The sequence below is a fragment of the Litorimonas cladophorae genome (genome assembly GCF_014652455.1).
GTDB lineage: Bacteria > Pseudomonadota > Alphaproteobacteria > Caulobacterales > Maricaulaceae > Litorimonas > Litorimonas cladophorae.
The window spans coordinates 195,382-221,642 of sequence record NZ_BMYV01000002.1 but is presented as its reverse complement, the minus strand read 5'-3'; the positions used below and the strand labels follow the sequence as shown (position 1 = coordinate 221,642).

Genomic DNA, 26,261 nt, shown 5'->3' with positions numbered 1-26,261 from the left:
AGGGATTGCGGCGAAGCGGTGTTCAATCGCGTTTATCCGGCGCCGTGATGGGGTTTTAGGTTCCCTTTTCGATGCGTCTCGCCTATCCGCGCGCGCATGGCCCCACCCTTACTCACCTTAAAAGACATCTCCTTGACCTTCGGTTCAACGCCTTTGCTGGAGCGTGCCGATTTAACGGTTCACGCGCGGGATCGCATTTGTCTGGTTGGGCGAAATGGGTCGGGAAAATCAACTCTGCTGAAAATCGCGGCGGGGTTAGTGGAAGAAGATGGCGGTGAGCGTTTCATCAAACCGGGCACAAGCTGGCGTTACCTGCCGCAAGACCCCGATCTCTCGGCTTTTGCTAATGTAGATGCCTATGTGCGTGACGGGCTTGAAGGCGCGGATGATGCTTATCGCATTCCTTACTTGCTAGATGCCCTCGGATTGAACGGCACTGAAAATCCTGCGACCATGTCTGGTGGTGAACGTCGGCGCGCGGCCTTGGTGCGCACGCTTGCGCCAGAACCTGATATTTTAATGTTGGACGAGCCAACAAACCATTTGGATCTTCCGGTTATCGAATGGCTGGAAGGCGAGTTGGGCTCCATGAGCGCCGCGCTAGTTTTGATCTCGCATGATAGGCGTTTTCTGGAATCTTTGTCGCAAAAGACACTTTGGATGGATCGCGGCGAAACGCGAGAGCTCGACAAGGGCTTTGCTCATTTCGAAGATTGGCGCGACGAATTCTTAGAGCAGGAAGAACTCGACCGACACAAGCTGGCCCGCCAGATCGTGCGCGAACAACATTGGGTCGTCCATGGCGTCTCTGGTCGTCGCAAACGCAATGTCAAACGTCTCAAAGATCTTGGGAATTTAAAACAAGAACTAAAGTCCGCGAAAAAGGTCCAAGGCCTTGCGGATGTGACCGTTACCGAAGGTCGCGCCTCGGGCAAGCAGGTCGCAAAACTCACGAATGTTTCTAAAGCTTTTGACGGCCGCACCGTCATTGACGATGTAACGCTGCGCATTGGACGCGGTGACCGCATTGGTTTGGTTGGCCCGAATGGGTCAGGCAAAACGACGCTCCTGAAATTGATCATGGGAACGCTCGAAGCGGACTTGGGTCGTGTTGAACTGGGGACAAATCTCGACCCCTTGGTCATTGATCAGAACCGCGAAACATTGGACCCCGATTGGACGCTTGCCGACGCGCTGACAGATGGGGGCGGTGATAGCGTCATCGTCAATGACCAACCGCGTAATGTTATCGGCTATATGAAAGATTTCCTCTTTGCGCCTGAGCAGAAACGAACACCCGTTCATCGCCTTTCAGGCGGAGAACGTGGCCGTTTACAATTGGCCCGCGGTTTGCGCTTGCCCTCTAACCTGCTGGTTCTCGATGAACCGACAAATGACTTGGACTTGGAAACGCTCGACCTCTTACAAGAGATCGTTGCGGATTACTCTGGCACAGTCATTGTTGTCTCGCATGATCGAGACTTTTTGGATCGCACCGTGACACGTACCCTCGCCTATGAGGGTGACGGGAAATGGCAGCTTTATGCGGGTGGATACTCCGACATGGTCGCCCAACGTGGCGTAGGTGTGCAGTCGCGGAAAGCTGAGAAGCTCAGCGGAAAAGGTTCGAAAAACAAATCTAAATCTGGTCACGTCGCCCCGACGCCAGCCGGGGGCAAGCTCTCTTATAAGCATAAATTTCGTTTGGAGAGCCTTCCCAAAGAGATGGAAGCGATCAACGCGAAGATTGACACGTTGAATGTGGCGCTGACTGACCCTGATCTTTATGCGAAAGACGTGGACCTGTTTATGAAGAAATCCGACGCCTTAGTCGCCGCGCAAATGAAGCTTGGCGAATTAGAAGAAGAGTGGCTGGAACTCGAAGAGATGCGCGAAGCAGCAGGCGAATAATTCCTGCCGCAACGGCGGCCTTAACCCGCCAGCATCTTCTCTTTTGTCAAAACACGCGTCATGTCCCCATCGACATTAGCCAGCACGAGCGGATCCATGACGCGACGGAAGAGCGGCGGGAAATAGGCCATGAGGAACATCGCGCCATATCCCATCGGCAGCTCCGGCACGTCAGGGAAATTTCGTAGCTTCTGATAATGTCGCGACGGGTTCGCGTGATGGTCCGAATGACGCGCGAGATTATAGGTGATGAGGTTGGTCATCAACTTGTTGCAATTCCAACTATGTTCGGGCTGCGCGGGCAGATATTTCCCATCGGGTCGCTGATCACGCAGTAGACCATAATGGGCGACATAATTTTGTAGCGACAGGCTGTGCACGGAGAATATCCAAGCGAACAGCAAATAGGGCAGAATAACGAACCCAAAAATACTCAACATCACACCCCAAGCGGCGAGACCCAGCAAAGTTGCCGCGACGACTTCATTGCGCAGTGAAAAGCGTGAATACCCCTTTCGCGCCGCGCGTTTGGATTCGATCCGCCACGCCCGCTTCCAAGCGCCAGGGACTTCGCGGCCAATGAAGTGCCAGAAGCTTTCCCCGAAATAACTTGTCGCACTATCGCGCGGGGTCGCAACGTCGGAATGATGGCCGACATTATGTTCGATCCTGAAATGCCCATAGAGGCTCGGCGCGAGCATGAGCAATGACATCCATTTACTGACGCGGTCCGTTTTGTGGCCGACCTCATGCCCTGAATTAATGGCAAACCCTAGACCTAGACCGTGACCAATGCCGACCCCGATGAGTGTCAACAGGCTTGGGTTTTGCGTGGCGACATAGGCTGCGCCTAAAATCCAAGTCAAATATATGACGGGCAGTAGGCCATGGACCATATATTTATAGAAGGGCGACATTGCTGCCTCGGCATCCATTTGACCTAAGAGGTCTGTTGTGTCGTCCCCAGCCAGAACATCAAGAATGGGAAGGATCAGATAGGCCACGACGACGGTCAGCCAGACCCAGGCCCCATGTCCTGTGAACCAAGCCAGACCCGTCCCCGCCAAGGGAAACATGGGATAAGCGAGCGAAACCAGCCATAAATGACGTTTACGCGTCGGGTGTGCCGCGAAATGTTCCGATAAAAAGGCCATATTATTTGTCTCGTTTGAAATCCTTTGACCTTTAATGATAATATTGTCAACAACGTATCATGTCTTGTAGTTTTGGACATAAAGTCGCATGAGAACGCAATGCACGTCACCGATCCTTCCCCGGCTAAAACCCATGACGCCGATGCTGATGCACCACCACGACGGCGGTTGGATCCTGACGCCCGCAAAGCCCAGCTACTTCAACATGCGATATCAGCCTTTGCCGAAGGGGGCATTGAACGCGCCGTTCACGCCGATGTGGCCCAACGCGCAGGCGTTTCAACGCCGACAGTTTTCAAATATTTCCCGACCCGCGAAGCCTTGGTGGATGCGGTTCTGAGTCAAGTCGAGGTCAAAATCTTTGATCTGATCAAACAAGTGCCAAACCCGACCACGCTAAGGCGTGAAGAACTCATGCATGAATGGGCACTTAAACTATCTGCTCTCTGCGAGACCGACCCGGATATTATGAAGGTGTTGTTATCTTGGTCAGTTGCCTTTTCGTCTATTCGCGGCCGTTACCAAGCGTTTGAAAATCAGAAACTAGCCATGATGACGTCCAGCATGATCAATCCAGGACCCGATAAATCAGACGCGCGCATATTATTGGGGAGTGCAATGCTGTATATTCGATTGCATTTTGACGGATCGCCCAAGGACGTCAGACTCCGCTATGCTGACCGAATGGCCCAATTAGTCGCCGCTGCGCCCGACTATTAGTTAGAAATAAGTATTAAACCGGAACCTATTCGACGAGGCGGACACCATCATCAGCGCGCGGTTCAATCGGCGGAATTCCCGCTTTCACATGATCCACCGCCAATTCTACACGTGACCCACGCGCACCACGGAAACTAATTGTGTCAGCAATTAATCCGACCGCAGGCGATGAAGATCCAATATGGGTGTTCTCACCCGTGATGATGAGTGTTTGCTCTGGGAAATAAGCTGTACCGGACATAGACAGCTGCCCACCGCTTGCGATGCGATTGACGCCAGCCTCTGGCGCGCGATTACCCGCCGCGGATTGGTCGATCATTTGCATGAAGGCTAAGCCTTTACGGGGCCCATCCGTAGCCGCTTTAATCTTTAAGCTGGAACCGCTTTCAATGCTCATGGTGGCGCCACTACCCGTGAATCCGAAAGTCACATTGCTCGCTGTGGCTTGGCTTTCGTTCAAAAAGGTCAGCGGTCCGTCTTTAAAGATATAATCGCCGGCCGAGAAACGGACATTTAGTCCATCCACAGTCAAACCGCCGCAATAAGTACCTGGCGAGAGCAAGATGTTGCCGCCCGTCAGGTTGGCGGATACTGGCACAAGTTCGTTATCAATATTGTTGCGGCTGTAGAGCTGTCCATTGATCAGCTCGACAAGGCCCGTCGTCACAATTTCTGGCTCTGCCACGGGCGCTAAAAGCGCTCCATAGGAAATCTCAAAAATTTCAGCAACAAGCCCCACGGCTGGTACTTCCCTGAAACTGGTATTGAGAAACGGGTTATCAAAGCCATAACAAACGGGTTTTGGGTTCTCTAAACACTCCATCCACTCCCCATAAGGCTCGTAGGCCTCGAGGAGTTTCCGCATATCTTCGCCGCCCAAATTGGCGACTTTTTCAAGCGTGACCCGCTGCTCATCAATTGGACCTTTGTCAGTCCCGAATTGTGGGCCTGTATGAGTGAGTTTAAGTTGTGCGAGAACATCGTCTACCGGAATAGGGTTTATAGACGGCAGCGCCTGCACAATGTCACCAAGGGGAATGAGGCCGTTTAGGAGCGAGGTGTTTTCAACCAAAAACTCGCGTTTACATTCGCCAATCGCAGCGGGAGCAACGGAAACGTAAGGGTCCGCAATGGGGCTACATTCCCCTTTGGCATGGGGCTCAACCTCGCCTTTGATTCCACCAACGGCGCAGAAAGACTCAGCCGTCGGTTTATACAGATTTTTTTCCGCAAGAATGGCGCTTCCCGATGTCGAATTGGACTGAACAGAACAGCCATTGGCGACAAATTCTAGATCAGAGTCATAGGAAACCGCCCCATCGACCGTTTCTGAAAGCGCGAGAACACAAATCGTATTTTCGGTCATGAGTGTGGCGGCACTGGCTTCCTCAATGACTTGATCTTTAATTCCGATGACGTTCCCAAAGGTCAGCGGCAGTTCGCCTTTGGCGACGAGACGGACTTTTTCAGTCGTGACAGAGGATGTTAAGCCCAACACCAAATCACCATTATAATTCGAACGGAAATGTGTCGCCGCATAGGCGTCTTTTTCTTCAACTGGGATCGCATTGTTGTTTGCGGCAGCCAAGACAGCCGCATCCAGGGCGCTGGAAATCGAACTGCGCTCTTGGGTGACTCGCGAATAATCAATTGCGGCCGATGTCAGCGCCAATAGCGGCACCGCCATCAACGCAAAGATCACACCGATCTGCCCGCTCTCATTGAGGAGGAATTTTTTGCGTAAGTGTCCCATAGCAAGCACGATAACATCTAGCGAATTGACATTCCTTCAAGATTTAATGTGAATCAGACGTTACTATCACCTACGCTTGGCCGTCACTTTAATGTCCAATGTGACACTCCGAGAGACCCATTCATCCGTGTCCCAGGGGGACGACCCAACATCCCAAATGGTACGATCGATTGTGACGGTTCCGTTCATTACGGCGCGGTCGCCATCAACTTCTAAGGTAAACGGCAGCGCCACGGGCGCGCTCTTTCCTTTTAGGGTCAAGCTCCCTTTTGCAAGATAGCCTTGACCATCGCGGGAAATTTGATCCGATGTAAACACGGCCGTTGGGAAGGCCTTGGTCGAAAACCACACTTTTGCTGGCAAGGTCGAATTGCGATCTTTTGATCCCGCATCAACACCGCTTAAGGGAATAGAAATTGAGACTGACCCTGCTTCTGGTGCATCAGGGTCAAAAGCAATGTCACCTGTAAATTCGGCAAATGCACCTGTGAAATCCGCGCCCTCTTGTTGCGCTGTAAATCGAATATGAGATCCTTCCGCAAGGATGTCCCAGTTTGGTTGCATCATGGGAGTTGCGACACTTTTTTGCGTGGCTACCTGCGCGACAGCTTGGGCTTCGGTTTGCGATAGGCTTGGAGCTTGGTCCGACGATTGCGCGTCGGCACATCCACTAAACAGGACAGCGGCTGCCGAAACAGAGGCGATGAGGTAGGGTTTTAGAATATTTTTCATGCTTTTTATACGCATGATTTATGCACAAAGCGCAAATTAACTTCCCGTGATGCACCTTTTTTTAGCGGAGCGCATCCATTCGCGGCACCCATGACGTCTATAGGGTATAGAGATCAAAAGGAGACCTCATCATGGAAGACACACTCGTACCCATCGCATTATTTGCAATTGCCCCCCTTATCGTTTGGGCGGTTGTCGCCTATCGATATAAATCGAAAAAAGCCGTCATGACCGTTTTGGAGGCCATGACCAATAAGGGCGAAACGATTTCGCCGGCCACCATTTATGCGCTGGGCATTCGTCCCCGCAATCGGCACGCCGATTTACGGACCGGCATCATTCTCATCGCGCTGGCTTTGGCATTTTTCCTTTTCGGCGGCATCATCGGGGAAGAAGACGCTATTCGCGGCCTGAGTGGGATCGCAATGTTCCCACTATTAATTGGCGCAGCCTATGTTGGACTTTGGGTTTTTATTGGACGCAAAGCCTCTGATCCGCTGCTCTGACCCTTCGGTATTTTCAGAGAGCCAACATTTGATAAAATTGTCCGCACCCATCAGGGTGCGGTCCGTGCCTTTCTGCGCCGACTTTGCGGCAACCAAGCACTCGCAGATGATCTTGCGCAGGACACATTTATTAAGGCCCATGGGGCATTGAACGATTTGGCTGAGCCCGAGAAAATTCGGAGTTGGTTGTTCGGCATCGCCTATCGCAGGTTTTTAGATCACGCTCGCAAAGCCAAGCGGCGTCGTGAACTCTCGCAACATCAGGTCGTGCCAGACCTTGTTGCGGGAGGAATTGCGGCACCAAACGGTCAAGGCCTGGATGTTGAACGCGCAATGGACACGTTAACACCAGAGTGCCGCGCCGTTGTGATGCTATGTTTACTACACGGCCTGACGCACCCAGAAGCCGCCACGGCGACAGGCTTGCCATTGGGGACCGTCAAAAGTCACGTAAATCGCGGTAAAGCCAAATTGCGAACTGTGCTGGCAGATTATGCCCCGCGGCAAAAATCTGATACACGCCTAAGCCATAGCAAAGGATTGGTATGAGCCACGATCAAAATGAAGACATAGAATTCGCCGCGCTCTTGCAAGGTTACGCGGCGCCTATTGCTGATGGAGGATTTACTGTCTCGACCTTGGCGCGCATTGAAGCACGCTCCAAGCTGCGTCAGCCTATTCTGATCGGCGCAGCCTGTATTGGCGGCGCCATCGCGCTTAGCCAGATGCCGAGCCTTCTCACACTCGTGGACACGTTCGTCGTGCCAGAGGTGCAACCTTTCATTTTGACCGCTGTCGGTCTTTTTGGCTTTGTTGGATGGGCCGCACTTGATAGAGGTTGGGCCGACGCTGTTTGAATGACCTATTTAAACGGCATGGTTGACAGGAGCCCTCATGCCATCATCTGACTTGCCTCATTCGGAGTTTCTCGCGCCCACAAGTGGCGATTTTACTTTGGCCGACTGCTCAACGCGCGTGGATATTTACCGCGATAAATCTGCGGCGAAAGCGGCAATAAAAGAAAACGCCATCGCAATCTCCGACCTCGCTCACCGCTTTTATGGCGAAGCTGAGCGCAAGATCCTCATCGTTTTACAAGGGATGGACACTTCGGGCAAAGATGGCACCACTGCGGCCATCTTCCACCGGACTCCACCCCTCAATGTGAATGTCGCAAGTTTTAAAGCCCCGACAAAAAACGAACTAGCGCATGATTATCTCTGGCGCGTCCATAATGTCGTGCCGAAAAAGGGACAGATCACGGTCTTTAACCGCAGCCATTATGAGGATGTGTTAGTCGTCAAAGTTAAAAATTACGCCGATGCCGAAACCGTTGAACAACGTTATGCCCAGATCAATGACTTTGAACGTCTACTGGTCGAAAGTGGCACGACCATTCTGAAATTCATGCTTCACATCAGTCCAGACGTGCAGGGCGAACGCTTGCGCGACCGTCTCATAAATCCTGAAAAAAAATGGAAATTTAATCCCGCTGATCTGGACGATCGCGCTTTATGGCCTGAATTTATGGCGGCTTATGAAACGATGGTGCAGCGGACCTCGACCGAACACGCGCCCTGGTATGTTATTCCATCCGACCAACGTAAAACACGCGGGGCCATCGTTTCAGGCATCGTCCGCCGAACGTTGGAAAACATGGATCCGCAATATCCGGACCCGGGTTACAGGCCTGAAGACTTTGACATCCAATAAGCCCGTTCAAACAACAGAGATCGCCTTATCGCCAGGTGATATTAACGGTCCTGTTCCACGTGGAACGTCAAAATCGCATTTTGCCAAAATTTTGCGCAGAGGCTTTAATGGGCTGATCTGGGCGGTTTTGGCTGTGCACCTCTACGCGCTGGCCTTGCGCGTGGTTTTCGTGCCTGGGACTATTTTGATGGTGCAACGCGCAATCGCGGGTGAAACCATTCGCAAAGACTGGACCCCATTGGAAGATATATCCCCTTACCTGCCCCGCGCCGTCATGGGGGGTGAGGATTCCAAATTTTGCGAACATCGCGGCATTGATTTTGAAGCGATTGAACAAGCCCTGACAGACAACGCCCAAGGTGGTCGCCGCCGCGGCGGATCAACCATCACGCAGCAGACGGCCAAGAATGTCTTCCTTTGGAATGGCGGCGGATACGCCCGCAAAGCCTTAGAAGCGTGGGGCGCCCTTTATATCAACACAGTTTGGGGCAAGCGACGCACGATGGAGGTTTATCTGAACGTAGCGGAATGGGGGGACGGCATATTTGGCGCGGAAGCCGCGGCCCAAGCCCGATTTGGCAAAACCGCAAAGGATTTAACCGCGCGGGAAGCCGCGCTTTTAGCCGCTGTCTTACCCAGTCCCAACAAGTGGAAAGTCAACCCTGCCGGCCCCTACGTCAGTGGTCGCGCCAGCACATTGGCACAACGCGCGGAGGTTATTCGCACGAGCCAATATGATCACTGCCTTGCGCCGTAAGACAGGCGTCTAAAGAACGGATAAGATCGCTTCGGCCAGACGTGGGATATTTGTCTTATTCGCGCCTGCAATATTAATGCGCCCGCTATCGGTCATATAGATCGAGAATTCTGAGCGCAGCTTGCGCGCCTGATCAACAGATAAAGGCAATGTTGAAAACATCCCGTTTTGATCTACGACGGCGGCGGCCATGGTTTCGCCGCCCTGCACGTTTAGGGCTTCGGAAAGTTGCTTACGCAAATCGCGCATACGCTCACGCATTTCGGTCAGTTCCGCCACCCACATCTCGCGCAGAGATTTGTCACCGAGAATATCAGCGACGAGCTTAGCACCGTGATCCGGCGGCATAGAAATGATGCGGCGCTGAATGGAGCCAAGTTGAGAGCGCGCAATGGTCGCTGTGTCGGTATCTTTGCAAACAACGGCAACCAGGCCGACACGCTCTTTATACAGAGCGAAGTTTTTGGAGCAGGACGCTGCGATCAGAACTTCGGGACAAATATCAACGACTTTGCGTAGACCATAGGAATCCTCGCTCATGCCGCGACCCAGGCCGAAATAGGCCAGATCAACATAAGGCGTCAGCTGTTTTGCCAACATAAAGTCCGCCAATTGATCCCACTGCGCAGGCGATAAATCCGCGCCTGTCGGATTGTGACAGCACCCGTGGAGCAGAACAACATCGCCCACTTTGGCATGTGCGTCCAAATGGGCGATCATATCGTCAAAATCGACGCCCAAGGTTTCGCGGTTGTAATAGGGATATTTTTCCATCTTCAGGCCTGCGGAACTGATGAGGGGAATGTGGTTCGCCCATGTCGGCGTGGATACCCAGACGGTCGCATGAGGCGCTGCCGATTTGATCAGCTCCGCGCCCAGACGCAACGCGCCAGACCCACCTGCGGCTTGGGCGCTAGCAATACGGTCAAGCAAGCTATCGTCGATTTTGCCAGCATCACCCCCTAGAATGAGGTGCAACATGGCGTGGCGGAAATCATCATTGCCACGAATGCCGACATAAGATTTCGTCGTCTCTGTTTCCCAAAGCTGTTTTTCGGCGGCTTTGACCGCGCGCAAGATCGTCGTCCCGCCTGCCTCGTCTTTATATACGCCGACACCCAGATCGATTTTATCGGGATTCGTGTCAGCTTTACATTGCTGCATCAACGCGATGATAGCGTCAGGTTGGAGCGGGACGAGATATTCGAACATGATGAAAATGTGTTCCTGTGAAAGTAATGGCGCCCCGTTAACGGATTTTGTGCGGTTCCGCCACCACTCACACTGATTCTATGAGAAATTTTCCGTTGCCTTTCGGTTTACGGCGCGGAACAAGGCGCGCAGACAGAATTTCGTCCGAAAACGGGCAAGGGGAATACCTATGGAAAAGTTCAACTCGTTGATGGAAGCCCTGAATGGCTTCGTCTGGGGCCCACCAATGATGGTCCTTCTCCTTGGAGTTGGTTTCTTTCTCACCGTCGGATTGCGGTTCATCTCGCTAACCAAAATCGGATATGGCTTTCGTCAACTATTCAAGAAACGCACGGGTGAAGCCCATGAAGGTGATGTTTCTCCTTTTGCGGCCTTAATGACGGCGCTGTCCTCCACTGTTGGCACAGGCAACATCGCGGGTGTTGCCGCCGCCATTGCAATTGGTGGCCCCGGTGCAGTCTTCTGGATGTGGATCACAGCGATCTTTGGCACAGCCACCAAATTTGGCGAAGGTGTCTTGGCGGTTCGCTACCGCGAGATTGATGCCAATGGTAACCGCGTTGGCGGACCAATGTATTACATCAAAAATGGTTTGGGGCCAAAGTGGCTCTGGCTGGCAGGTGCATTTGCCCTGTTCGGCATTATTGGCTCACTTTCGACAGGTAACGCCGTTCAGGCCAACTCCATCGCGGATGCGTTGAAAAGTGAATATAATTTCGACCCACGGATTGTCGCGGTCATTCTTTCAATCCTCGTTGCGGGCGTGATCTTTGGCGGCATTAAGCGCATTGGCGCAGTGGCGTCCAAACTCGTTCCCTTCATGGCCATCATTTATATCTCTGCAGCCCTCATCGTGATTGCTGCAAATATCACAGCCGTACCGGCCGCATTTGGTCTGATCTTCAAAGGCGCATTTGGTCTGCAGGGTGCAGGTACAGGGATTACCATCGGCCTGATGATGCTCGCGATGCAGAAGGGTGTCGCGCGCGGCTTGTTCTCAAATGAAGCGGGTCAAGGCTCCGCCCCGATCGCACATGCGGCAGCCCAGAATAATGATCCCGTCAACCAAGGCATCATCGCCATGTTGGGCACAATCATTGATACGCTGATCATCTGCACGATCACCGCATTGGTTATTTTGACTTCGGGTGTGGTGTCCTCAGATTGTTTGGCCTCACCGGGTATCCTCTCCATTCTTGAATCTGGGACAACCCCAGCAGGATGCGAAACCGGCGTGCCTCTGACAGCGCAGGCTTTCGATTCTGTCCTGGTTGGATTTGGCGCGGACATCGTCACGATCTGCCTCTGCATCTTCGCCTTCACGACGATCATTGGCTGGTCTTACTACGGCGAGCGGTGTGCTGCGTTCTTGTTTAAAGAAAAGTCCATTCCCGTCTTCCGCATCTTCTGGATCTTGGCCGTATTTGCTTCGACCTTCGCAATGTCTTTCGAAACTGGCGAAGATAACTTGGTGGTCAACACGTTCTGGCTGATCGCGGATAGCCTAACAGGGCTAATGGCGGCTCCAAACTTGATTGCACTCATCTTGCTCTCACCTGTCGTGTTTAAATTGGCGAAAGAATATTTCGACAAGGACAAAATCGCGAGTGACGGCTTGGTCGATCAAGACGATCTGAAATAGGCCACCCCTATATGACTGAAGAAACACTTCCTCCAGCGGTCAAGCTGGAGGGCAAAAAGAAACTTCCGTTCTGGATTGATTTCGGTCCATTGCTGATGTTTTTCGCCGCGTTCCATTATTTAAAACGCAATAATCCCGATGACGCTCTGATATGGGCGGCTGGCGTCCTTGCCGTGGCCGCCGTGGCCGCACTGGGTTACGCTTGGCTTAAATATAAGCACACGTCACCGATTTTGATTTTTTCGACTTTTGTCATCGGCATTTTTGCGCTGGCGGCCTTTATCTTTGATGACAAGCGTTTCGTCTTCATGAAGCCAACAGTGATGAACGCCATCTTTGGCATGGGTATTTTGGGCGGTGTAGTTTTCAAAAAGAACGTCATAAAGATGTTTATGGGATCAGCCTTTGAGTTGCCCGATGATAAATGGAAAATCTTAGCCATACGTTGGGCGATATTCTTCTTTGCAATGGCCGTTTTAAACGAGGTTATTTGGCGGAATTTCTCGGAAAATTTCTGGGCCAATTTCAAAGTCTTCGGATTTCTTCCACTTACCATTCTCTTCACGGCCTCTCAAATTCCATTCATGACAAAATATGGTCACATGAAAACGGATGAATAGGTCGGTATAGCAGACTTTTCCCGACCGGCTTGATTTGACGAAAATTTTCTGCGACAGGCCGCAGCGGTCGAGGGGATTTCGGCTAAATGTCGACGACGTGGTGGGGCAATGCATACAAATTTACCGTTGAGCGGTTTTCCAGCCGTGGATGCCGTTCGGCAAGCCATAGAGAACGACTCTGATTGGGATGTCGCGGAGTCAGCAGAGAAACTGCACTTCTATATTCTTCTTGCGGCTCAAAATGTGGGTAGGTTTGAGCCCTTCACCGAACCCGAAATCGCGCTAAATGCTTATCTAACCGCTCGCATGGCCGGAAAGCGGCTGTGCGACTACGCTTGGCGCTTGCTCGCTGCGAGTCAAATGACGGTATGCGTCCGCAATTAACTGCGATTGATTATTAACTGGCTATGCAATTGGCTTTGCACGCTATCCATGTCTTCCGTCATTATCTGACATTGAAAAACGAGCCGCTCTTTGCCATAAGCCCCCCACACTTAGACCCCTTTTTTGAGGACCCCATCTGACATGGCATCATTGGACAGCTTTAACTGCGAACGCGAGATGGAAGTCCGCGGCGGCACATACACTTATTACGACCTGAAAGTCGCAGAGAAGAACGGCCTGAGCGGCGTTTCCAAACTGCCACGCTCCCTCAAGGTTCTTCTCGAAAACTTGCTGCGTCACGAAGACGGCAACACGGTCAAAAAGGAAGATATTCAAGCCATTGCAGACTGGCTCGGCCCGAAAACATCAACACATGAAATTGCCTATCGTCCAGCCCGTGTGCTGATGCAGGATTTCACAGGCGTTCCCGCCGTTGTGGATTTGGCCTCCATGCGCGACGCCATCGTGAAGCTCGGTGGTTCTGCCGAAGCGATTAACCCGCTCAACCCTGTTCACCTGGTCATCGATCACTCTGTCATGGTTGATTATTTCGGCACACCTGGCGCGGAAGCCAAAAACGTAAAACGCGAATATGAGCGCAATATGGAGCGTTATGACTTCCTCAAATGGGGTCAGACAGCCTTTGAAAACTTCGCTGTTGTGCCTCCCGGAACAGGTATTTGTCACCAAGTAAACTTGGAGCATTTGGCCCAGACCGTTTGGACTAAAACAACCGACGGCAAAACATATGCCTTCCCTGACACACTTGTCGGGACAGACTCGCACACAACCATGATCAACGGCCTCTCCGTTCTAGGTTGGGGCGTTGGCGGTATCGAAGCCGAAGCGGCCATGCTCGGCCAGCCGATCTCCATGTTGATCCCTGAAGTTGTCGGTTTCGAACTGACAGGTAAATTGCCAGAAGGCTCAACCGCAACTGACCTTGTCTTGCGTGTTGTCGAAATGCTCCGCATCAAAGGCGTTGTTGGTAAATTTGTTGAATTCTACGGTTCGGGTCTGGATCACTTGTCTCTCGAAGATCAAGCGACCCTTGCTAACATGGCACCGGAATATGGCGCGACATGTGGTTTCTTCCCTGTCGACCAAGACACATTGAACTACCTACAGGCCACTGGCCGTGACGAAGCCCGTATCGAGCTCGTCGAAGCCTATGCAAAAGCCCAAGGCTTCTGGCGTGATGACTCCACACCAACGTTCACAAGCACGATCAGCTTGGACATGGACAGTGTTCGCCCTGCAATCTCTGGACCCAAGCGCCCACAAGACCGCTTCGACCTGAAAGGGTCTAACGTTCAATTCGCAAAAATCTTGCGCGATGAGTTCAAGAAAACACCAGGCGGCGACAGCGCGATTGAAGTTGAAGGCGCAGGTTATGCGCTCGACCACGGCGATGTCGTTATCGCGGCGATCACCTCGTGTACAAACACTTCCAACCCATCCGTTATGATGGCCGCTGGCCTCGTGGCAAAGAAGGCGCGGGAAAAAGGTCTTCAGGTTAAACCTTGGGTCAAAACATCGACCGCACCGGGTTCCCAAGTTGTTGGGGAATATCTCGAAAAATCAGGTCTGCAAGATGACCTAGACGCGCTAGGTTTTGATGTTGTTGGCTATGGCTGTACGACATGTATCGGTAACTCGGGCCCACTCGCTGCGCCAATCTCCAAAGCGATTGCGGATGGCGATCTGGTGTCTTGTTCGGTCCTTTCAGGTAACCGTAACTTTGAAGGCCGTATCGGTCCGGATATCAAAGCTAACTTCCTTGCGTCCCCGCCACTCGTCGTCGCTTACGCGCTGGCTGGCTCTATGCATCATGATTTTGATGCCGATCCGCTGGGCGTCGATAAAGACGGCAATGATGTCTTCTTGAAAGACATCTGGCCAACATCTGCCGAAATCGCAGAGGTCGTCCGCAAGATCATCACACGTAAAATGTTCACCGAGCGCTATGCCGATGTCTTTAAAGGCGACAAGCAATGGCGCGACATCAAAGTGTCTGGCGGCAAGACTTATGACTGGAAACCAAAATCCACATACGTCCGCAACCCACCTTACTTTGACGGCATGAGCGCAACGCCAAAACCCGTCGAAGATATCCAAACTGCGAATATCCTCGCTCTTCTCGGCGATTCCATCACGACCGACCATATCTCGCCAGCTGGCGCGATTAAACATGACGGCCCTGCAGGTGATTACCTGACCGATAACGGTGTGCCGAAGAATGAGTTCAACTCCTTCGGGTCCCGTCGCGGTAACCACGAAGTCATGATGCGCGGCACATTTGCCAACATCCGCATCAAAAACTTGATGGCACCGGGTACAACGGGCGGCGTGACGAAATACGTCCCAACCGGCGACATCATGTCCATCTTTGCAGCGGCAGAGAAATACGCCGCCGACAAGAAGGACCTCGTGATCTTCGCGGGCAGCCTCTACGGAAACGGGTCCTCCCGTGACTGGGCCGCTAAGGGTACAATCCTTCTGGGCGTGAAAGCCGTTATCGCATCGAGCTTTGAGCGTATTCACCGTTCAAACTTGATCGGTATGGGTGTCCTACCTCTCGAATTCCAAGAGGGCGACAGCTGGGAAAAACTTGGCCTGAAAGGTGACGAGACCGTCTCTATCTCTGGCATCGAAGGCCTCAAGCCCCGCGGTACGCTGGATGTGAACATCACTTACCCAGACGGAAAAGTGAAAATAGTCACAACCAATGTTCGTATCGATACAGATAATGAGCACGAGTATTACAAAAACGAAGGCATCCTGCACTACGTCCTACGTAACCTCGCAGCAGAAGCCGCAGCTGCATAAGCTTCGGAACATATGATAAAGAAAAGGCCGCTTGGTGCATTTGCACGAGGCGGCCTTTTTATTTGGGAATTAAGGAATTTCACGCATACCGTCGAAATGAACGACAAAGGTGAAATAGAAAAACGAGAACCCATTAAAGTTTACCGCGTTGAAGACATTGAAAAATCCAAAACAACGGAAGGTAAATTCACGCTAGCGGATTCGGTTGCCTTATTGATTTCAAGACGGCCAGAAGATGAACGCTTTACCTATCGCTCGGAGGGTGGGTTAGAGTTCATGCAACTGCGGTATGTATCCCGCGGTACCTATGAAGACCCGTTTCAACTTCTTTTCAAACGTTGTCCTGAACTCAAGCCCTATTACGCTAAAATACGATCTTGGCTAAAGGACGAAAAAGTTGATTGGCAAGACATCGTCATAAACGGTGATAAATTCATTTGCGCACAATTGAATGCTTCAGAAAATGAAGTCATCGAAAAATTAGAACGCATACAACAAGAAGTCTTCGGTTTTGAAAACATTAAAATCCATACCCCAAACCCACGTCTTAGCATCGCGGTACATGGGAACCGCCATCCGTTGATAGGCGTTGTAGCGGGGTTTTCTTTCGTTATTTCCATCGTCGCGCTGGGTCTTTATGACCTCTATAAATTGCCAAGATTTTGCATGCCAAGTATCCTGAACTTAGAGTGGGTAGAGGCTTTCCTAGCTATCACCTTCTTCACTAGCCTAGCAGCAGTGCGCTATTGCATGAACTCATCTCTCAAAAAGAGAAGAGAAAAAAAGTTCTCATTTAAGCAAGTTTCAATGGGACGTTTGGCGTTTCTCATTATCCTAGTTATCCCGTTGTTCACAGCCTAAAGATTGCGCGTCGGGCGGTTACTCTCCACCGCTAGCGAGTGGGCGATTTTACGACCCAAATTGTCACCGATATTGTTTATTTACTGGCGCGCGGTTCAAGCGTAGCATTTCCGCCAAGGAGAAAACAATGGAACCACAGAGCTTATTCGTATTCTTAGTCATCGGCGCGATTGCGGGTTGGCTGGGATCGGCAATCGTAAAAAGCGAACGCTTAGGCTTGTTGGGGAATATTGTTGTCGGGATCGTCGGCGCATTTATCGCAGGCTATCTTTTGCCCATCGTGGGTTTTGCGTTTGGCAACGGGATTATCGGATCAATCCTAAACGCAACAATCGGCGCGATTATTCTGCTGGTCCTAATCCGCGTCATCAAACGCGCCTGACGCATTCCATCCGTTAAAGCCCATTCAAATAACCTTCAGAGAGCTTTTAGTCTTTCTTGCGATTTAAATAATCAGACGCGCTGGTTCGTCCGCCTGTATCATCACGTTCGATGGGATCGTTTTTGAGGCGTTCAAGCGGGCTCATAGTTTGATGATGTGCGGCGGCTTCGGCGGCCGCATTCGGCGCGGCGGCATCTGGAGCCGCGATTTGCGCTTGGTTCCGTGCATCGGCTTCTGCCGCAGCTTGTGCTGCAGCCTCCATATTCGCCTTCGTATCCGTTTGCGTTTCAGCCGCTTGGGGTTGGCCCGCTTGGGATTGACCTTGTGGATTTTCGGATGAACTTGGCGGTGTTCCCGACTGTGGTGCGCTGCCGCCACGACCTTTAATGCGGTCTAAAATAGAGGACGCAGAACTGGCCGACCCACCGCGTAACGGCGAGCTATTTGGACGCGTTTGCGAGTCGCCTTCTTGGCCAGCTTGACCCGTGCCTGATGGTCCAGAACCAGATTGACCAGATGCGGCTTGGTCAGACGCGGATTGGTCAGGCGATTGACCTGGATCGCCCGCGGGCTGGCCTTGGCCGCCACCTTGCCCACCACTTTGGCCTGTCGCCTCTGAAAGACCGCTATTGGCCTCTTCCATCATTTCTTTCCACGCATTGGCTTCCTGCCGCGCGGTATATTCATCTGTTTTGGCCGCTTCGGATGGCTCATAAGCCGCATCAATCGGTTCGCCGGGTTCGGCTTCAGCCAGCGCTTTGGCGCGTTGTTTATTCAGGTGACGACGGGATTCTTGGTCCAAGCGATCAATCGCCTTGACCTCGCGGCCTAATATGCCGCCACTGCCTGTGCTACCTTGATTGATACCGATATCTTCAAAAATATCGCCCGTATCACGGCGGCGTTGCGAGCGACGGTAATCGTCTTCGGACTGATCTGTCTGGCGTGTTTGCGGGTTCGTCGCAGGCGGTGTTTCTGGGTCAGAATCCTGCGCATAGGCTGGCGCAGCCATGACGGCCAAGAGGAGAGAAACTGTCAACGCACGTATCATCATGTCCTCCGCCTAGCACAAATGGCCTGAAAGTGGGATGAATGGCGCGTTTATCTCACGCTAGTTCCGCACGACCCGAAAGCCTGTGAAATCATTGGTATCGCCGCGACGTTGAACCGCTCGGGCCGAATAGCGCAGATCATCGGGCCCAGAGAACCACGATCCCCCGCGCACAATCCGTTGCGAACAAGACCCCCGCGCATCGGCGGAGCCATCAACTGGCGCATCCCGCAGGTTCAGCGTGTTACAATCCAACACCCATTCTCCCACATTCCCCAACATATCCGCGACGCCGAATTTATTCTTGGACAACGACCCCGCAGGCAGAGTGCGATCTCCCGCCAAATCCGTACAGGCCTCATTCGCCCAAGGGAGTTCTGACTCCTTGGCGGCGCCGTTGGCGAAGGCGCAGAGCGCTTTGGCAGAGCCGCCCGGATAGAGCCCTGTATCGCCGCCACGTGCCGCATATTCCCACTGCGCATCAGAGGGCAGGCCATAACGTTTACCCGTGGTGGTGGACAGCCACTGTGCATAGGCAACGGCATCGGACCAACTGACATTAATGACGGGGCGGCTACCCTGCCCCCAGCCATTGTCGGACGGCATGGATTTACAGCCGCCCGCGCTGACGCATGCGCCATATTGATCAAAGGTGACTTCGGTCACGCCAATCGCAAAGAGATTGGTAAAAGTAACAGGCCGTGCTGGCTTTTCATTCGGTTTCGCGTTGCCGTCCGTTTCCGCCGCGCCAAGTTCGGCTGTCCCCGCAGGGAGTGTCACCATCGTCGGACAAGCGGCGCAATCTTTGAAAGTTTTTCCTGGGCCTGGACGCAAAGTTTCAATTCGCGCAATGGCCTCGGCGACATGCGCGCCTTGTGGGAAGCTAGTGAGATATTGCTGATAGGCATCGGCGCTATCGACGGCCTTGGCCGCGGTCCATGCACCTTCATCAGCGGCGCTGGCGCGCAGGCGATCAATGCGGGCTTGCGCTTCTGGCGCGTTTTTGCCTGACGAAAATTTAGAGAGATAGCCCTCATAAGATGGAATTGTATTGGCTTGAGCCGCCGCTTTCCACGCAGCCGCTTCTTGGCGTGCGGCTTCGGCTGCGTTTTTGCGACGCGCCTCTTCTTCGGCCTTTATTTTCGCAATCCGGTCGCGGGCCTCGGTCGCGTGTAGGCCTTCTGGCCAGCTCGCGAGATAGTCTTCATAACCTTGAACCGTGTCGCGTTCCTCGGCCAATTGCCACGCGTTTTCGTCAAATTCATTGAGCAAGCGCTGCGCGTCTTCGACATGGCGACCATTCGGAAACGCGGCCAGATAATCACGATAACCTTCGACCGTGTCAGTTTCGAGCGCTTTCACCCACGCTAGATCATCGGCGGATTTCGGGGCTTGGGGTTGTTCAACCTCGGAAGGCTTTACATCCGAATTATCCGTCCGTTCGATCGTCGGCACGTCATCGGCGACAACCACTTTTGAGGCCAGCCAAATTGCCCCGCCGCCCACGAGAAGGAGGGCAAGGAGACCAACAGAGTATTTCAGCCAAGGCGCGCGTTCTTCGCGAACCGCAAATTGATCACGTTCATGCGGGGCTTGCCAGCCGTCATTGGGGTTAGTCATGATGTAACGTCCTGATCCGCGAATATCGCGTAATTTTTCTCTGACTCTTCAAAGAGAGCATAAGCGCGGTAAGTATTAAAGAGTTTTGCCAAATCAGCGGCCGCGTATCCAAAAGTGGCGTCAAAAGTTTTCGTCTTCTCATGCGTGTCAGACAAAAGGTCAAAGGACACGCTGGGACGCCCTTTTGTGAATTTACTGACGCGAAATTCAGAAACATCTAACCACGCATGGGAATAGGATTTCAGCGGATACCTAAACGCGAAGCCCGATGGGGACAGCTTGAGAGACGGAGAAAACAACATCATTGCAAAGCAAAAAACAGCCCCCAGTAATCCTGCAACGACAAATATCTCTGGGTTCCCAGCGCCGACGTCATTACCCTCTCTCGTCGGGACCGCCATGAATGCGGCATAAGTTAAGCTAATCAGCATAAACCCTGGCCAGAAATAACTCGCATGCTTCAGCTTTTGTATCGGAGGCCGTTTCATTCAGACGAAGTATTCGTATTGGCATCTGGCCCAGTGCCCAAACGCAGAATTAAATTATCGAGACAATATTGGCCGGCTTCATTTAGGGCGCGTTCTTCTTTGCTCTGCACAAGCGATTGGATGAGCACCAGTACGGCGGACATGATCAACGCAAGCAAGGTTGTCGTGAAGGCCACGCCCAAACGTGAGGTGACTTGATAGAGGAAATCATCAGCTTCGGCATTGGCGGGAACACCCGCATATTGCAGCGCGAACATAATCCCCATCACGGTCCCGATAAATCCAAGAGACGGGATCAACCATGTGAGGTAGCGCAACATGGAATAGCGCAAATCAATTTCGTGCATGTAAAGTTCCAGCGAGGAATTTAGAACGCTGATGGCTTGGTCTTCATTCCCGCTCATGCGGTATTGATCAATAGTTCGCTCGATCATGCGCGGCAGGAAAGCGGCGCGACCAAAGCGGCGGTCGGTAATACCTGTCTTGATCCGGCCTAATGTTTCGCCATCCAGCGCGCGCCCATCTGTCGGAAGGTAGCCGCGCTTGAGCTGGTTTTCTTCATCACTGGCAGCTGACCAACGTAAGAAAATTTCCCCGAAACCAATGAATAATGCGACCCACATCACATTCTGAACCGTGAACGGCCAGAAATCCGCATCCGCATCGAGGAGAATTTCTTGCAGCGCAGGAGATGCGGCCACGCGGATAATTCCGATGGTAACAATCGCGCCGACAAGGGCGACAAGGAAGACAAATAGTCGACGAATGAGAGAGGTATTATTCATGAGGTTTCTTTCTAATCCCAATCTTTAATCACAGACGCCAGCGGAAGTCGAAGCCAAGGCCATAAATTGTCCATTGTTCTTCGCCGCAAGGTTTTCCATGAATTCAACAGTTCCGCGAAAATCGAAATAATTGCCGACAACAACCGCGTGGATTTCTTTCCGTCCGGCGTTCCTGCGGGTGATCTCAGAGATCAAACGGTTTGGCGACAAGCCATCATTGGCCCGTGGATTTGGCAAGCCGTCACTGATCAAGAAAATCGCTTCGCCAGGCCCAGATAGCATTTTGTCAAACGCGTCCAACATAGAGGCTGAGCCCCCAAATTGCCGCGTTAGACCTTTGGCAAAATCAATCGCCCCCGTCTTTGTGCCGCCCGCATTAATTTGGCGAAGGCGTCCATTGGCCGGCCATTGACGGATACGTGGTCCCGCATCGGTTTGCTGAAAGCCTAAGACTTTGACGGCGTGATTATCCTGTAGGGAAAGTATGACGCGCTCCACGGCTTTATTCACCGAGGCCTCGTGACCGCCCATGCAACGGCTCATATCCAATGCGACAACAATGTCATCGGCCGTGGTATTCATGCCGAGAAAGCGGAAAGAAACCGTCGCCGGTTCAGGCAATGGCCCGGGGTCTTCTTCAATCGGCTCAGGAACAACAACAGCCGGTGGCGGGGTTGCGGCAGCCTGCTTCTCGAGCAGACTTTGTTCAGCGGCGCGCAACTTATTCAGCAACTCTTGTGCCTCGGATTTCACATCAGAGACATTTTGCGCCATCGCCGAGCGCTTAATTTCCAACGCTTTTTTCTTCTCTTCCGTTTCAACGGAGCTCTCTTCAGCTGCGCGCAGCAGCTCCGCAATCGCATTATCAGGTGTCTTTTCACGCAACTCATTCTGGTAATAGGGCAGCAAGATAATTGCGATCAGCGCGAAGGCCCCCATCGCCGCCGCGAAGAGATCAATCGCCGACATAGAGAAGACTTCGATTTGTCGATCAGAGCGGCGCTTCATCGGGACCGCCCCACAAATTCACCCTGATTCCGATTGGCCAGCTCTTGCAAAAAAATCGTCAGTTTTTTGTCTGACGTATAGTCGCCAATAGCCACGGTATGAATCTCAGCGCGACCGCGATTTCGGTTGGTAACATTGCGAATAATCGCACCGGGTTGTCCATCATCTGGCGCACCGTCACTGATCAGAATAATAGCTTCGGGCTTTAAATTGAGCGTTCGGATGAGCGCACTTTGGGTTGGTGTGCCACCACCAAAACGACTGGGCAGACGATCTACGAAATCTCGCGCACGCGCCAATGTTGCCGCATCGGCCCGCACCAATTGGCCATTGCTGGGAAAGCTGTCATAGGTTGGCCCACCTCGATACCCGATGATCGCAAAGCGGTTATCGGGTTTCATCTGCGAGATAATCTCGTTCAGAGCTTGCGTGACTTTGGACTTATGCGCCTGCATCGACCCTGACATATCGACCAAGATGACAACTTCACGCCTATCGGTTGCCAGACCCAAAATAGAAAATGGGACGCCGCGATTGATAGAACGAGGCGGCTCTGGTGGTTCAGGGCGCGGCGTCGGCATCGGATCGGGAATCGGCTCAGGTTGGGGTTGAGGATCGGGAATTTCAACTTCGGTGATCGCCTTCAACACTTCGGCAAGCTTGTCCTCTGTCTCGCTCATTTCCGTCTGCGTTGTGAGATACTGCTTATCCAGCAAGCGAATTTCGCTTTGTAAGGCGCGGATAACGGACATATCTGTGCGAACGCTTTCGGCCGCGAAACGCCGCTTGCGGACTTGCTCCTCAAGCTCTTCCATCGATACATCTGTGCCGCCCAATTTATAATAGGGGAAGAGCACCAGCACGATGAGAATAAAGGCCCCCAGCGCTGCGGCAAATAAATCCAACGCCGAGATAGAAAAAACGGCAATATTGCGCCGACGAGACTTCATCTGACCCTAGCGTCCGCCGCCGAATATTCTCAGCAAGCGATAGAGACGATCTTGGCGCGCTTGTTTCATCGCTGCTTCATTCATATCATTGGACAACTGCACAGAGTCGCCCAAAATTTCTCGGTCCATTTCTGAATTTATAACATCATTTGACCGCGCCAAGCGTCCATCCAGATCATCCATGAATAAGGTTTCCAGCTCGGCGATCTCACTTTCGAACGCCGCAAATTCGACGGAATCGCGTTGCGTGACGAGGCTTCGGCTATATGCACGCGTCGCGCCCGCCCAAATGGGGTCACTATCGGCACCAAGGCGGGAGAGGCTTTCGGACAGAATTTGACGCAAGAAAAGCGCGTCTTCGGCAATGGCAGTATTTAACTCTGGATTGGCAAGTGTCGGGTCGAACGCCGTCAAACTCTCTGTTTGGCCGGTTATATAGACATCGCAGGTTTGCGCAAAATCAACGAGATGGTTCATGCTCGCCACCACGATTTCAGGCGCGGCCTGACGTAGGACGGGGTTCGCGATGTCTTCAATAACTGACAAAACAGGGGTCCCTATTTCGACACTTGGCTGACCATAATGATTAAACAGCTGACGTGTTTCGACATCTGCGCCGAAACCAACATCACTGACCAATCTGAAAAACTGATAGCGCGCCGTTGGGTCATCCGTTGGGAAATCCGACATTTGCGCAATGCAGCGGTCTTGATTCTGCGCCGCGACGGGCACAGACGAAATTGCTGTCGCGCTATCGTCACCTGCATAAGCAAATGTCGGCAACAGCAAAGCCGCACTTATGAGGGCTGTGCGCAACATCAGTTAACAGCCCCGCCCGTTGAACCGGCAAAAGGTGAGGCCGCCGTTTGCGTTGACGCGCCACGGTCCATGCCATCGACATAAATACGTGTTTGATCTTCGCGACCAGATTGGCTGACGCGGACGGTTCCATCGGGGCGTCCCTTCGCAAAACTGCCCTCATAAGAGATGCTGCCCAGCGCCGTATGACGGATCATCAAGCCCGGACCATCCGCGAGACCCGCGCGGGCATAACCGTAATATTCCATGACATCGGCTTCGGTTTTCAACACGCCTGCCCCTGACCCATTGGCTAATCCATTTTCACAAACGCCCATCCAAGTGCCACGCTTTGTTCCGTCTTCGCCAACATAAGCACATTGGGTCGCGACAGTATCGAGGGCGCGTTGGCGAGAACTATAAAGCGACTGCAATTTGGCCTGTAAATCCTCATAGCGAATGGCCGTGATCGTCTCATTGGAATCCAGCAAATCCACTGTGACGGTTGTTTGCTGCTCTAGAGCCGGCACAATTGAATTGAGGTAATTGGTCCCAACTTGCTGTGAGAGCTGCGCCTTGGAATAAGCTTCAGTCGCAGCAAAGATACCCGCCTGCACCATGGCCGAACTGGCGGCGGTACGGGCGGTTTGACGCCGCATACAATCATCATATTCGCGTTGGCTGCTGGCACCGCGACAGTTTGTACTGCCACCTGCTGTCGCTGCGCCAGCCGCAACGCTAGCAATCGCCAGCACAGTCGCAAGGTTCTGCTGACGCGCCAAGGTGCGCCGCTTTTCCAAAACCTGATGTTCAGCGGCGATCATATCACGGACCTGCGCGCCCAACTCGCCATTGTGAATTCCATCGAAAATACGCAGGGATTGAACAGATAAATACTTCCGCTGCGCGTCCAAAAGGCGTGAGGCGTAAGCGGCGCGGGCGGCATAATCATCGTCATCGGAACCAACAAATGTTAGTGCGGCGAGGCTGGGGTCGAAATCTGCAATAGACGCTGCCTTGCCCATCATGATGGCTTTGTCGGGGTCGATTCCATTGATCAATGCGATGATGCGATTGGACAGCGCCTCCGTGTAAATGTCGTCAATGGGATCAACCGTGCCATCGCTGGCCCCGCGCAGCAGTGCCATTTCGGTCGTAGGAATGCGGATTTTTTCGACGGGCAAGACCATCGTTGAATTTGTATCCGAGCGGATAGACAAGCCTTCAACCGACACGGCCTGCGGTGTGTCATTGGTGATATAAGACACAAAATCTAGCTCAGGAATTACGGGCGATAAATCGCCTGACTGCATGGCAGTAATTGTTTCTAATGCTGCCTCGCGACCTTCTGCGGCCGCACGAGAAACAAGCGGACGTGAGGCGAGCAACAAGCCCTGCGTCGGCGCAGACGCGCGATGATCTGTGCGCACAGTGATCAGCGGCGTAACTAAATCCCCGAAGGTGAGCGGAACATCGCCCATCATCTTACGGCTATCGGGAAAGCTATACGTCGCAAAATCAATAGAAACGACAGAGGGCAAATCCTCCGCAGCGGTAATCGGTTCCGAGGTCAGCTCTCCGCCAGGGCCTAATTTGATGGCATGGGGCGAGAGCAGGACAGAATGTTCAGGCAAGCGCGCGGCGAGCTCCTTATAAAGCGAGAGCGCAAAGTAGTTAGATTTGACGATCGTGCTATCTGCGACAGCAACCGTTTCAATCGTATTGGTCACGCCCCTGCCCGTCTGACCCCCAATCGCCCGACTGGCATAGGCGCGATGGTAAATATCTTTGGCATCGGCTTCGACAATGGCGGGATAGCGGATGACAGCCAATACACCCCCTTCGGGAATTTCACCGCGCAAGTCTTCCGTCGGGACAGAGGTGGTCAGGACAGAGGCCTTCATACCTTGAGCGGTCGAAGCGCAGCCCGTGGTCAGGGCTCCGAGAGCTAAAAGGGTGGAGGCCAATAAAACACGTCTCATCATAGCGTCCCCTTATAGAATTGCGGATTAACCTTTGCTGAAGGAATTTCCACGCTCTGGCAAGCACTGGACTGTGGTCGGCGGATATCGACTGTTGCTCAAGCCGCTAGCTCGGCGCTTTAGCCTCTAGCGAAAACGCATGCAGACGGTCCACTTCTTCTGCGACCGCCGCCAGAACCGCACGATGTTTCGCCAATGTGTTCATGCCCGCAAAAACATCAGAGGTGATAACGACATGTACATGGGTTTCATCCGTCATGTCTTTTTCGGGAAAGGCCGCTTTATGTTCGGCTGCGCCCCCATGTGCAGCGTGTAAATGGGACTGGTCGATGACCTCCAACTGCGACGGAGTGAACGCTTCGGTCAGTTTTCCCTTGATTGCCTCTACCAAAATGCCCATCTT

General features: G+C 52.7%; 26 protein-coding genes. 13 read left to right on the top strand and 13 right to left on the bottom strand.

Features of this window, described 5'->3' with window-relative positions:
* Positions 1-96 precede the first annotated feature (96 nt).
* Positions 97-1,911, top strand: a complete 1,815-nt coding sequence (locus IE073_RS08875) for an ABC-F family ATP-binding cassette domain-containing protein (protein ID WP_189584500.1) — start codon at positions 97-99, stop codon at positions 1,909-1,911.
* A 20-nt stretch (positions 1,912-1,931) separates the two neighbouring features.
* Here IE073_RS08875 and IE073_RS08870 read toward each other — a convergent pair whose 3' ends face one another.
* Positions 1,932-3,065: an alkane 1-monooxygenase gene (locus IE073_RS08870; RefSeq protein WP_189584497.1), complete on the bottom strand. Its 1,134-nt coding sequence runs from the start codon at positions 3,063-3,065 to the stop codon at positions 1,932-1,934.
* Between the two features lie 99 nt (positions 3,066-3,164).
* On the opposite strand from IE073_RS08870, the gene IE073_RS08865 reads away from it, so the two are divergent.
* Complete coding sequence (locus IE073_RS08865; protein ID WP_189584494.1) at positions 3,165-3,785, top strand: TetR/AcrR family transcriptional regulator; 621 nt, start codon at positions 3,165-3,167, stop codon at positions 3,783-3,785.
* 25 nt (positions 3,786-3,810) lie between these two features.
* Here the strand turns inward: IE073_RS08865 and IE073_RS08860 are convergent, their stop codons facing one another.
* Positions 3,811-5,538 carry a TadE/TadG family type IV pilus assembly protein gene (locus tag IE073_RS08860; RefSeq protein ID WP_189584491.1) on the bottom strand — a complete coding sequence of 576 codons (1,728 nt, stop codon included), beginning with the start codon at positions 5,536-5,538 and terminating at the stop codon, positions 3,811-3,813.
* Between the two features lie 66 nt (positions 5,539-5,604).
* On the bottom strand, positions 5,605-6,270 hold the full coding sequence (locus IE073_RS08855) for a YceI family protein (RefSeq protein ID WP_189584488.1): 666 nt from the start codon (positions 6,268-6,270) through the stop codon (positions 5,605-5,607).
* Positions 6,271-6,401: 131 nt separating this feature from the next.
* On the opposite strand from IE073_RS08855, the gene IE073_RS08850 reads away from it, so the two are divergent.
* The 5 genes from IE073_RS08850 to mtgA are packed head-to-tail and all read left to right on the top strand — an operon-like array spanning position 6,402 to position 9,246.
* Complete coding sequence (locus IE073_RS08850; RefSeq protein WP_189584485.1) at positions 6,402-6,776, top strand: DUF6249 domain-containing protein; 375 nt, start codon at positions 6,402-6,404, stop codon at positions 6,774-6,776.
* A 9-nt stretch (positions 6,777-6,785) separates the two neighbouring features.
* Positions 6,786-7,325, top strand: a complete 540-nt coding sequence (locus tag IE073_RS08845; protein ID WP_189586215.1) for an RNA polymerase sigma factor — start codon at positions 6,786-6,788, stop codon at positions 7,323-7,325.
* The gene (locus IE073_RS08840; protein ID WP_189584482.1) at positions 7,322-7,633 is read left to right on the top strand and encodes a hypothetical protein; all 312 of its coding nucleotides are present in this window, start codon (positions 7,322-7,324) and stop codon (positions 7,631-7,633) included. The genes IE073_RS08845 and IE073_RS08840 overlap by 4 nt, the downstream gene beginning before the upstream one ends.
* A 37-nt stretch (positions 7,634-7,670) precedes the next feature.
* Positions 7,671-8,489: a PPK2 family polyphosphate kinase gene (locus IE073_RS08835; RefSeq protein ID WP_189584479.1), complete on the top strand. Its 819-nt coding sequence runs from the start codon at positions 7,671-7,673 to the stop codon at positions 8,487-8,489.
* 40 nt (positions 8,490-8,529) lie between these two features.
* Entirely contained in the window at positions 8,530-9,246 is a 717-nt protein-coding gene (gene mtgA, locus IE073_RS08830; protein ID WP_373298705.1) for a monofunctional biosynthetic peptidoglycan transglycosylase, read from the top strand.
* A gap of 9 nt (positions 9,247-9,255) precedes the next feature.
* On the opposite strand, the gene IE073_RS08825 is transcribed toward mtgA, so the two are convergent.
* The gene (locus tag IE073_RS08825; RefSeq protein ID WP_189584476.1) at positions 9,256-10,458 is read right to left on the bottom strand and encodes an amino acid aminotransferase; all 1,203 of its coding nucleotides are present in this window, start codon (positions 10,456-10,458) and stop codon (positions 9,256-9,258) included.
* 169 nt (positions 10,459-10,627) lie between these two features.
* On the opposite strand from IE073_RS08825, the gene IE073_RS08820 reads away from it, so the two are divergent.
* The 6 genes from IE073_RS08820 to IE073_RS08795 all read left to right on the top strand — a co-directional run bounded on the left by IE073_RS08820 (position 10,628) and on the right by IE073_RS08795 (position 17,176).
* Positions 10,628-12,100, top strand: a complete 1,473-nt coding sequence (locus tag IE073_RS08820; RefSeq protein ID WP_189584473.1) for an alanine/glycine:cation symporter family protein — start codon at positions 10,628-10,630, stop codon at positions 12,098-12,100.
* 11 nt (positions 12,101-12,111) lie between these two features.
* On the top strand, positions 12,112-12,720 hold the full coding sequence (locus IE073_RS08815) for an inner membrane-spanning protein YciB (protein WP_189584470.1): 609 nt from the start codon (positions 12,112-12,114) through the stop codon (positions 12,718-12,720).
* A gap of 108 nt (positions 12,721-12,828) precedes the next feature.
* Positions 12,829-13,104: a hypothetical protein gene (locus IE073_RS08810; RefSeq protein ID WP_189584467.1), complete on the top strand. Its 276-nt coding sequence runs from the start codon at positions 12,829-12,831 to the stop codon at positions 13,102-13,104.
* Positions 13,105-13,245: 141 nt separating this feature from the next.
* A complete protein-coding gene (acnA, locus tag IE073_RS08805) occupies positions 13,246-15,933 on the top strand; it encodes an aconitate hydratase AcnA (RefSeq protein WP_189584464.1) in 2,688 nt (895 codons plus the stop codon).
* A 12-nt stretch (positions 15,934-15,945) separates the two neighbouring features.
* Positions 15,946-16,794 carry a hypothetical protein gene (locus tag IE073_RS08800; RefSeq protein ID WP_189584461.1) on the top strand — a complete coding sequence of 283 codons (849 nt, stop codon included), beginning with the start codon at positions 15,946-15,948 and terminating at the stop codon, positions 16,792-16,794.
* A gap of 127 nt (positions 16,795-16,921) precedes the next feature.
* Positions 16,922-17,176 (top strand): GlsB/YeaQ/YmgE family stress response membrane protein, encoded by a 255-nt coding sequence (locus IE073_RS08795; RefSeq protein WP_189584458.1) that lies wholly within the window; start codon positions 16,922-16,924, stop codon positions 17,174-17,176.
* Positions 17,177-17,222: 46 nt separating this feature from the next.
* On the opposite strand, the gene IE073_RS08790 is transcribed toward IE073_RS08795, so the two are convergent.
* The 9 genes from IE073_RS08790 to IE073_RS08750 all read right to left on the bottom strand — a co-directional run bounded on the left by IE073_RS08790 (position 17,223) and on the right by IE073_RS08750 (position 26,258).
* Positions 17,223-18,230, bottom strand: a complete 1,008-nt coding sequence (locus IE073_RS08790; protein WP_189584455.1) for a hypothetical protein — start codon at positions 18,228-18,230, stop codon at positions 17,223-17,225.
* A 57-nt stretch (positions 18,231-18,287) separates the two neighbouring features.
* Positions 18,288-19,847, bottom strand: coding sequence for a formylglycine-generating enzyme family protein (locus tag IE073_RS08785; protein ID WP_189584452.1), 1,560 nt, complete (start codon positions 19,845-19,847; stop codon positions 18,288-18,290).
* Positions 19,844-20,278 carry a hypothetical protein gene (locus IE073_RS08780; protein WP_189584449.1) on the bottom strand — a complete coding sequence of 145 codons (435 nt, stop codon included), beginning with the start codon at positions 20,276-20,278 and terminating at the stop codon, positions 19,844-19,846. The genes IE073_RS08785 and IE073_RS08780 overlap by 4 nt, the downstream gene beginning before the upstream one ends.
* 53 nt (positions 20,279-20,331) lie before the next feature.
* Positions 20,332-21,120 carry a MotA/TolQ/ExbB proton channel family protein gene (locus IE073_RS08775; protein ID WP_189584446.1) on the bottom strand — a complete coding sequence of 263 codons (789 nt, stop codon included), beginning with the start codon at positions 21,118-21,120 and terminating at the stop codon, positions 20,332-20,334.
* A gap of 24 nt (positions 21,121-21,144) precedes the next feature.
* On the bottom strand, positions 21,145-22,128 hold the full coding sequence (locus tag IE073_RS08770; RefSeq protein ID WP_189584443.1) for a vWA domain-containing protein: 984 nt from the start codon (positions 22,126-22,128) through the stop codon (positions 21,145-21,147).
* Complete coding sequence (locus IE073_RS08765; RefSeq protein WP_189584440.1) at positions 22,125-23,078, bottom strand: vWA domain-containing protein; 954 nt, start codon at positions 23,076-23,078, stop codon at positions 22,125-22,127. Before IE073_RS08765 ends, IE073_RS08770 begins: the two co-directional genes overlap by 4 nt.
* Before the next feature lie 6 nt (positions 23,079-23,084).
* The gene (locus IE073_RS08760; RefSeq protein ID WP_189584437.1) at positions 23,085-23,897 is read right to left on the bottom strand and encodes a hypothetical protein; all 813 of its coding nucleotides are present in this window, start codon (positions 23,895-23,897) and stop codon (positions 23,085-23,087) included.
* Complete coding sequence (locus IE073_RS08755; protein ID WP_189584435.1) at positions 23,897-25,861, bottom strand: MORN repeat-containing protein; 1,965 nt, start codon at positions 25,859-25,861, stop codon at positions 23,897-23,899. Before IE073_RS08755 ends, IE073_RS08760 begins: the two co-directional genes overlap by 1 nt.
* Before the next feature lie 103 nt (positions 25,862-25,964).
* The gene (locus IE073_RS08750; RefSeq protein ID WP_189584433.1) at positions 25,965-26,258 is read right to left on the bottom strand and encodes a BolA family protein; all 294 of its coding nucleotides are present in this window, start codon (positions 26,256-26,258) and stop codon (positions 25,965-25,967) included.
* Positions 26,259-26,261 lie beyond the last annotated feature (3 nt).